The 8,231-nt window shown below is 70.1% G+C and carries 8 protein-coding genes and 1 pseudogene; all 9 read right to left on the bottom strand.

Going from position 1 to position 8,231, the window contains the following annotated elements; all coding sequences use genetic code 11:
• Positions 1-136 (bottom strand): annotated as a pseudogene (locus ABEA43_RS65890) (response regulator); the annotation flags it as partial.
• A 49-nt stretch (positions 137-185) separates the two neighbouring features.
• Positions 186-611 carry a site-specific integrase gene (locus ABEA43_RS65885; RefSeq protein ID WP_345580512.1) on the bottom strand — a complete coding sequence of 142 codons (426 nt, stop codon included), beginning with the start codon at positions 609-611 and terminating at the stop codon, positions 186-188.
• 258 nt (positions 612-869) lie between these two features.
• Positions 870-3,179, bottom strand: a complete 2,310-nt coding sequence (locus ABEA43_RS65880; RefSeq protein WP_345580509.1) for a hypothetical protein — start codon at positions 3,177-3,179, stop codon at positions 870-872.
• A 255-nt stretch (positions 3,180-3,434) separates the two neighbouring features.
• The gene (locus ABEA43_RS65875) at positions 3,435-3,911 is read right to left on the bottom strand and encodes a hypothetical protein (RefSeq protein ID WP_345580506.1); all 477 of its coding nucleotides are present in this window, start codon (positions 3,909-3,911) and stop codon (positions 3,435-3,437) included.
• A gap of 201 nt (positions 3,912-4,112) precedes the next feature.
• A complete protein-coding gene (locus tag ABEA43_RS65870) occupies positions 4,113-5,315 on the bottom strand; it encodes an ABC transporter permease (protein ID WP_345580503.1) in 1,203 nt (400 codons plus the stop codon).
• On the bottom strand, positions 5,312-5,998 hold the full coding sequence (locus ABEA43_RS65865; protein WP_345580500.1) for an ABC transporter ATP-binding protein: 687 nt from the start codon (positions 5,996-5,998) through the stop codon (positions 5,312-5,314). Before ABEA43_RS65865 ends, ABEA43_RS65870 begins: the two co-directional genes overlap by 4 nt.
• Positions 5,995-7,020, bottom strand: a complete 1,026-nt coding sequence (locus ABEA43_RS65860; RefSeq protein ID WP_345580497.1) for an efflux RND transporter periplasmic adaptor subunit — start codon at positions 7,018-7,020, stop codon at positions 5,995-5,997. The genes ABEA43_RS65865 and ABEA43_RS65860 overlap by 4 nt, the downstream gene beginning before the upstream one ends.
• A 31-nt stretch (positions 7,021-7,051) precedes the next feature.
• A complete protein-coding gene (locus ABEA43_RS65855) occupies positions 7,052-7,552 on the bottom strand; it encodes a hypothetical protein (protein WP_345580494.1) in 501 nt (166 codons plus the stop codon).
• Between the two features lie 71 nt (positions 7,553-7,623).
• A complete protein-coding gene (locus ABEA43_RS65850; RefSeq protein WP_345580491.1) occupies positions 7,624-8,211 on the bottom strand; it encodes a sensor histidine kinase in 588 nt (195 codons plus the stop codon).
• Between the last annotated feature and the right edge of the window lie 20 nt (positions 8,212-8,231).

Below are 8,231 nucleotides of genomic sequence, written 5' to 3'. Positions count from 1 at the left end.
CCCGGTCGGTGCCGGTGCAGACGCGGCGGGTCGCCTCGACGCCGTCGACCTCGGGCATCCGGACGTCCATGAGCACGATGTCCGGCTGGAGTTCGAGGGCCAGCTCCGCGGCCTGCGCGCCGTCGCCCGCCTCGCCGGAAGGGTTCTGCGCGGTCTGGCTCACCGGCGGCGAACCCATCGGCCGCTCACTCGGCGATGACGAGGCGATCGACACCCTCACCGGGCTGCTGCGACATGGCCTCACCGGGCCCCGGACGTAGCGGCCGACCAGTTACCACATCGACAACCGAGGAATCGCAGTCGCTTGGCTGATGGAACGGACGCGCCGACTTGGCGAAGGAGGCGACGGCGGCGCGCTTGCGCTTGCGGCTGGCCGGCGACAGCTCGGCGAACTCGGCCAGGAACGCACGGACCGGCGCGGCGGTCAGTTCGCCGATCTCCTCGCCATGGTGGGCGGCGAAGGCGAGCAGGTCGCCGCGGTAGGCGCGCCGAGTGTGCGCCGACTTCCCGGCGTTGGCCAGGTCAGTGAGGAAATCGTCCAGGTGCGCCGCGAGCGGGTGGGAGCGGCCGAGCTGCTCGGCGATGACCGGATCCACCGTGCCGACCTCCACCGTTCGCCAGGTTGCCAGATAACCGGGAAACGAAGCATCCGCACTGAACAACTACCGCCCAGCTCGCGCTACGTCCGTGATCGCTATCTTGCCAGGTAACGAAGGTTATCTAAAAACCCGTCGTGGTCGGGGCCCGATCATGGTCCCGGAGGCGTTTCGATGGACGCCGAGGCCGCCACGCTCGGGCGCACGCCCGGCACCCGTCTGCGCCTTCGCCTGCGTGACACGGCGCGCTTACGAGGTCATGCCCGGCCCGCGTCACGGGCCGAAGACGAGGTCGGTGCCGATGCCGTCCAGCCAATCCCAGAACTGCTTGTGGCCGCTGATCTCCCACCCCTTGAATGCCCAGGCGGCGACCGTGGGATTGCCGTCCCCGTCCAGCACGTCGAGGTCAAGGACGTAATCGTCGTAGTCGGCACGGCCTACAGAGTGGACGAACCGGTCCGGCGGCAGCCCGCCGAGCCGCTTGGCTGCCACGCTCCAGCTATCGCCGTCGAAGAACTCCAGGGTGTTCATGGTCAGCGCGCCGCCGACGCCATCGCCAAGAGCCGGCTTCAGGTGGTGGTGGGTCGCCCAAAAGTCACGGATCGGTCGTGGCACCGGCCCAGCCAGCAGCGGCACCCTGGCGGCTGGGTCGGCGTAGTGCGGTGCGGCGCCGATCACGATGGACAGGTGATAGTCGATGGCCGGGTCGGCGAACCTGTCAAGACCGTCCGGTGCAGGGATGAGCCGTCCGCTGCCGTCGTCGTCCCGGTGCCAGGCGAAGTAGCCGAGCGCCGCCGTGCCGTCGTCCTGCGAGAGCAGGGCCAAGGTGAGGGTACGGTCGCGGACGGCAGCGACAAACCGCGGCGCGAGCTCGGCGACCGGAGCCCAGACCCGCGTGAGCGCGGCGGCGAGCCCGGCGTCGGCCGGGATGCGCCACGGATTGTCCGGGAACGGCACGTCGCCGATGCCGTCGTGCAGGAAGAGCCCGCTCACCGTCGTGCCATCCTCGACGATCGGCTGAACCAGGTCGAGACGGCGCCCAGCGAGCATCGCCCGCGCAAGCCGTCCCTTCCGGACCCAATCGTCCTCGGCGGCGTGAAATTTGGCGGCAAGCGCGCCCGCCGGCTCATCAGCCAAGGGACTCGCTGCGGCCGCCGGTGCACTGGCGTCGGACGGCGCCGGAGCCAGTTCGCCGACGCTTTCGAAGGTGACCCCGGGCACCCGCTCCGGGAGGTCGCCGAGATCGGCGATCCTCGTGCGCCCGAGGCTGACGAAATGCAGCCCGGGCAGCTCGGTGACCACCGACAGATCCTGCACGGGGCAGGCGACCAGCCCCAGCACCTGCAGCGTCACCATGCCGGCGAGCGGGGACAGGTCATGTACCCGGGTCCGGTGCACGAACAGCCGGCGCAGCTGGAGCCCGGCCAGCGGGGTGAGGTCCTCGAGCGGGCCATCGCACATGGACAGATCACGCAGGTGCGTCGCGGCGGCCACGGGCGAGATGTCGGTGACCAGGGCGCCGTCCAACGTGAGGGAGGTGACCTGGGTCAGGCGGGCGAGCGGGCCGATGTCGTCGATCGGAGCCTCGACCGTCAGTTCGCGCAGGCTCCGCGCCGGGGCGAGGGCTGAGGCGAGGGCTACCACGTCGATCGGGACGGTCGAATGCACCGCCAGCCACCGCAGGTTCGGCAACTGCGCGAGCGGGGACAGGTCGGCCGGCCGGTACAGGTCGAGCCGGAGCCCGTCCACCGCCTCGAGCGCTTCCGGCGGGATCGGGCCGTCGCTGATCCCGGTCGCGGAACGGATCGCCAGTTCGATGCTGCGCTCCTGGGGCAGGCTGACACCGGTACGGGCCGCTCGCGCGTAGGCGTACCGGCTCGGGTTGCCGCGCGAGGGGCCGGCCCGGCGCTCCTCCTCGGACCGGCCGGCCTCCCACCGCTCGTAGTCCCGGTCCTCAGCAGCCATCCGCGCCCGTTCGAGACGTTCGCTGGCCCGGTCGAACGGCGAAGCCTCCTCTTCCGCCTCCACGCCCACTTCTCCGAAGATGGCGGTGAGCAGGCGCTGCTCGGCGTCGGGCTCGGGGGCCCGTTCCCGCTGTTCGGCGGCGGCTGGGCGGCCCGGCAGCCAGTATGCGGGGTCGGCGTCGATCACCCGGCGGGCCTCGTCGACCGCAAGCTCGGCGAGCTCGCGGCCATACCGCTCCAGCGCGGTCAGCTTGCGTGCCTCGGCCCGCGCTCGAGCCTTGTCGCGATGAACGACGTAGGCGTCCCACTCGGCGGCCGGATCGGACTCGGGTGCGTCGACGCGGTCAAGGAAGAATGCGAACGTTTCCGTCTCGGCGAGCCGGTCGTGCTCGAGGGCGATCCGGTCGCGCAGTGCCGCATGCGTGTCGGTGACGACGTCCACGACCTGCGGCCCCGAGGTGGCCCCGGCGATGCGTACCTGGCTGGGGTGCAGCTCCACCACGGTCCGTCGGCCGAAGACGCTGACTTGGACCAGCACCCGGTCACCCTCGTGTGAGGTGAGCACCGCATCCAACCCGGCGTAGATGCCGTCGACCACATCAACCCGGATCTCGTCCATAACGAATCTTGGCACGTTCAGGGGTGCCGACGCCCCTTGATCGCACCCCTCGGCTAGGGCAGGGCGGCAGCCCGTACAGGATGGCCTCCAAGGAACCTGGACCGGTTCAGGGCCCGCCACAGCACCCCGCCTCCCTCGGCGGGCGCATACGGCTGCGGACCGATGCCACCATCGAAACGCTCATGGCCAAGAGCGACCTCGACGTCGGCACCAAGGCCCTCTTGCGCGGGCCGCAAGCTGTAGATCGCTCAGTATCTACCGGCCGGGCTGGGCTGGTGATCTTCTGCGACGGTCCTGCTCCGAATCGGCGGCAACCCCGGGGCCGCGGCGGATCTCGTTCAGCGCCTCGACGACCGCGCTCACGCGGTACAGGGTCCGGCTGCCCCGCTGCTCGCGCTCCTGCACCCGGGCCTCGATCGCGTCCCGGTACTGGCTGATCGTCTTACCGTCCACGCCCAGCAGTCGCGCGACGCCGCCCAGGGTCCGCATTTGTTCGGCCTCGGCCGGCATCGGGTACGGCGTCGGCTGCGCGAGCGCCTGGGTGCGCCAGGCATCCAGAGCGGCCTCGTCGTACAGCTCGGGATCCGGACCCGTGGTGTGCGGGGTCGGCCGTCGCCCGATCGGAGCGGGAAAGCCGCCTTGGGGACGCCAGAAGTTGCGGATGTTCTTCTCCGAGCGACCGACCTCGGCCGCCCACTCAGCCAGGGTGATGCCCTCGGGTTCCTTACTCATCCAGACTCTCCGTCCGCCTGCCCGATCACACTCTGCTACTGACATTTAGTGTCGCGGCACGCTGACGTTCTCCTGTCGCTCAACATGATATGCCGTAGCGCGCTGCTGGTCTGAGCGGCAGCATCCGCACCCGGAGCGATAGTCCTGGAAAGTCGGCGCCAGGCCAGTTCGATGTGGTCCAGTTGGCGAACTATGAAGTCATCATGTGGGACGTACGGCATCGGCCGGTTCGAGACGGGCCGCGCGGCCTGCCGGGTATAGTCCTGCCAGGCCGCCGACTGCCAGCGCGACCAGCACGCCGCCGGTCAAGCCCACCACCGGCAGCACGATCGGCCACCCCATGGCCGCGTCATAGGCGATCGTGATCACCGCCCCCAACGCCGTTCCAACGACTCCTCCAAGACCCGCTTGCAGAAGCGCCTCCACCAGGAACTGGATGCGCACGTGGCGGCGAGTGGCACCGAGCGCCCGGCGGATGCCGATCTCGTTGCGCCGCTCCAGCACCGAGATGACCATGACGTTGGCGATCCCGACCCCGCCCACGAGCAGCGCGACGCCGCCGAGGCCGAGCAGCAGCGTGGTAAACGCCGTGTCGGCCGCGGCACGCGCCTCCAGGGCGTCGGCGGGTCGGGTGATCTTGACCTCTGCCGGGTCGGAGGGGTCCGCGGTGGCGGCGGCGACTGTGGACAGGACGTCGATCTCGCCTGGGTCGGCGCGGACGTAGACGGTGGTGGGCGATCCCTCGTACCCGAACAGCTCCCTGGCGATCCCGGTGCCGACGAGCGCGGCCTCGTCCAGTTCGGGCGCGAGCGGTAGCTCGCGCAGGACGCCGATCACCGCGAACCAGCGGTCGCCCAGCCACACCGTCTGCTCGCCTCTGGACAGGTCGACGCCCTGCCGGTGGGCGGCACTCGCGCCGAGCACGACCGTGGGGTAGCCGCCGAGTCCGTCGTTCAGCCAGCGCCCGGCGGCCAGTTCGCCGTTGAGGGTGGAGAGCAGAGCGGGATCCGCGGCGAGCACACTGGTGCCGCGCGTATTGGTCGGCGGTATCTGGTCACTGCGCCGTACCGTCGCCTGGAGCCGCGCGGTCGTGGCGACTGCCTGTACCCCGTCCAGCAGAGAGAGGCGGCCACCCGCCTGTGGGGGCAGCTGGGCGGGCTGGTCGCCGTCGAGGGACTGGCCCGGTTCGACGGTCAGGTAGTTGGTGCCCAGCTCGTCGAGTACGGCGAGGACATTCGCTCTGGCCGAGGCCGAGACGCCGATGACGGATACGACCGCGGCGATGCCGATCGAGATGCCGATCGCGGTGAGCGCGGCCCGCCCGCGCCGCCCGATCAGGCCGAGCATGCCGACGGCCAGCGCGTCCTTGAAGGTGAGTACCGAGCGGTCCGTTCCCGGGTTCATGCCGCCTGCCTCGACTCGATGATGCGGCCGTCGCGCAGGTGGACCCGGCGCGGCGCGGCGCGGGCTATGTCCTCGTCGTGGGTGATGAGCACCAGGGTCGCACCTTCGGCGTGCAACTCGGTGAACAGCTGCATGATCTCCGCGCAGGTGTGCGAGTCGAGGTTCCCGGTGGGCTCGTCGGCGAGCACCAGGGCGGGTTCGCGGACCAGCGCGCGGGCGATCGCGACCCGCTGGCTCTCGCCGCCGGACAGCTGGGCGGGCCGGTGGCCGAGGCGATGCCCGAGCCCGACCCGGGCCAGCACGGCCGCCGCGCGCTCTCGCCGCTCGGCTTCCTGGACGCCCCGGTACAGCAGGCCGGTCGCGACGTTGTCGAGTGTGGTGAGGTTGCGCAGGAGATGAAAGGACTGAAAGACGAATCCCAGCGCCCTCCCGCGCAGCCCGGACAGTTGCTCGTCGTCGAGGCGTCCCACGTCCTGGCCGTCGATGCGCACAGCACCCGATGTTGGCTGGTCGAGCCCGCCCATCAGGTTGAGCAGTGTGGACTTGCCGGATCCCGAGGGGCCGACGATGGCGGCCCATTCGCCGTGCAGCACAGCCAGGTTCACACCGTCGAGGGCGCGCACCGGCGGGCTTCCGGGATACTCCCTGACGACGCCGTCCAGCTCCAGCACGGGGTGAGTCACCGCGGCACCTCGACTCGATCGCCCGCCTTGACGTCCCCGCCGACCTGGACGAAGCCGTCGCCCCATGCCCCCAACGTCACCGGTGCCCGCCTGCTCGTGCCGCCCGGGCCGGCGATGTCCACGGCGTACCCGCCGCCGGGCATCCCGACGATCGCCGTGACCGGGACCGAGAGCACCTTCTCGGCCAGGGTGGTGATGTAGTGCACGCTCACCGGCGCGAGCTGGAGCGTCTGGACGGCCGAGGGGTCGGTCAGGGCGACGTTGACCTTGAATACGCCGTTGCCGTCCGCGTCGGTCTCCAGAGTCGTTCCGATGGATTCGATCTTCCCGGGTGTCCGCTCGCCGCCGGGCAGCTCGATCTGCACCGGGGCTCCTTTCTTGACCAGGTTTCTGTCCATGGGGTTGAGGTCGAGCAGCACCACACGGTCGGTGCTCTGTACGGTCAGGGGCGCTTCGTCGGACGGCATCTGGTCGCCCACATGAGACACGAGCTGGGCAATGTGGATGTCGCCGGAGGTGAAGACCAGCTCGCCCCGGAAAGCGATGCCGTCCCTACGCGCGGCCACCTCCGCCTGAAGCTTCTTAAGCGCACGAGTCGTCCGCCCGTCCCAGTGAGCGTCGGGAAAGGCCCTGGACTTCTTCCCGTGGCCGAGAGCGAGCAGGGCGGCTTCGAGCTGTTTCACATCGACGCCATCACTCATCCCCGGTCGCAGATCACGCCAGGCTGCCACCTCGCCGTGGAGCACCACCACCGGACGATTGTCCACCTTGAACAGCACGTCCCCGGAGGACAGATCGTCGCCGACGCCTGGCAGCCATGTGATGGTTCCCTTCAGCGGCGACGACAAGCCGCGCAGGTCGCGATAGGCGACCACACCGCTCAGTGTCTGGGTGCGGTGCAGATCGCGGACGGCCACTGCCGCTGTGTCGAATGCCTGATCTTCGCCGTCGGCGTCGGCCGGCCGGTTCCACGCCCACGCCAGTGTCACCGATGCGGTGATCACGACCAGCCCGGCCAGCACGGTGAGGACTATGGCTCGCTTGCGCATCAACTCAACCCCGTTCCGACGGCGCCGGTTGGGACTTCTGGCACTCCTGGATGGCGTTGCGAGCGCGGGGATCAGTACGGTCGAGGCCCTTCAGTTGTCCCCCGTCCTGGCCGGGCACCGGGTCGGACACCTCGACGCCGTGCTCGCGCAGGCATGCGGCGAGGGCGAGCAACTCGTCGGTCTCCTGTTTCGGGTCGTCGTCGCCCTCCTCTTTCCTGTTCTGGACGATGCCCTTGCGTTCGCCGGCGCACGCCTGCTCGGCGGCCTTGTACACCGCCGAGGAGGTGTCGATCCCCTCGCTGACCGCTCCAGCGTCCTCCGGATTCGGGTCTTTCATCTGTACGCCGTTGTCGCGCATGCATTGGACGTATCGCAGCAGGGCGTCCTGCGTGCCGGACGCGCTGGGCGAGGGGGCCGGTGTGCCCGTCGTGGCGTTGCCGTCGCAGGCGGTCAACGAGAGCGCGAGCAGGAACGCCGACACGCAGCCGCGGATCAACCGGGACATGGTGGTTCACCTCCGTGACCAGGAATCTGACCTGGCCTGGCCAACTGTGCCGATCCGCGCTGAGCTCGGGCTTAGCCCACCTGAACCCACGCTGAGTCCGCAGGCAGGCGTACCTCGAAGCGGGCTCCACCGGCCGGGGCCGTGCTGATCGTGACGTCGCCACGGTGCCGGCGGGCGATGCCGCGCACCATGGCGAGCCCGAGCCCCACGCCGCCGCTGCTCCGGTCCCGGCCGCCGTCCACGCGGTAGAACCGGTCGAACACGCGGTCACGTTGGTCGGCCGGTATCCCCGCGCCGTCGTCGTCGATCGTCAGCACGGCGGTCGCACCGTCCCTGGCGAGCCGCACGTCGATCGTCGTGGCGGCGTGCCGGTCGGCATTGTCGAGGAGGTTTCTGACCAACCGGGACAGCTCCGGTACGACACCTACGACCTCAATCTGTTCCAGATGTGCCGTGACGACCGCATGGGTGATCTCCGGAATCTCGGCGGCGACGATCTCGTCCAGCCGGACCGGCGTAGCGACTCGCGTCGCCGTGCCCTCGTCCAGGCGGGCGAGCATCAGCAGGTCGCTCGTCAGCCTGTCGAGGCGCCGGTGGTCGGCCAGCAGGCGCTCGGCCACCTCCCGCCAGTTGGCCGCGTCTCGGTGAGCGAGCGACACCTCCAGCTCGGCGCGGCGGC

It is taken from the genome of Nonomuraea rosea (genome assembly GCF_039539705.1).
GTDB classification, from domain to species: domain Bacteria; phylum Actinomycetota; class Actinomycetes; order Streptosporangiales; family Streptosporangiaceae; genus Nonomuraea; species Nonomuraea rosea.
This window is presented reverse-complemented; position numbering and strand designations above follow the sequence as displayed.

Coding starts and splice junctions, on each gene's coding strand:
- ABEA43_RS65880 (WP_345580509.1), bottom strand. CDS start 3,179: ATGGACGAGATCCGGGTTGATGTGGTCGACGGCATCTACGCCGGGTTG.
- ABEA43_RS65875 (WP_345580506.1), bottom strand. CDS start 3,911: ATGAGTAAGGAACCCGAGGGCATCACCCTGGCTGAGTGGGCGGCCGAG.
- ABEA43_RS65870 (WP_345580503.1), bottom strand. CDS start 5,315: ATGAACCCGGGAACGGACCGCTCGGTACTCACCTTCAAGGACGCGCTG.
- ABEA43_RS65855 (WP_345580494.1), bottom strand. CDS start 7,552: ATGTCCCGGTTGATCCGCGGCTGCGTGTCGGCGTTCCTGCTCGCGCTC.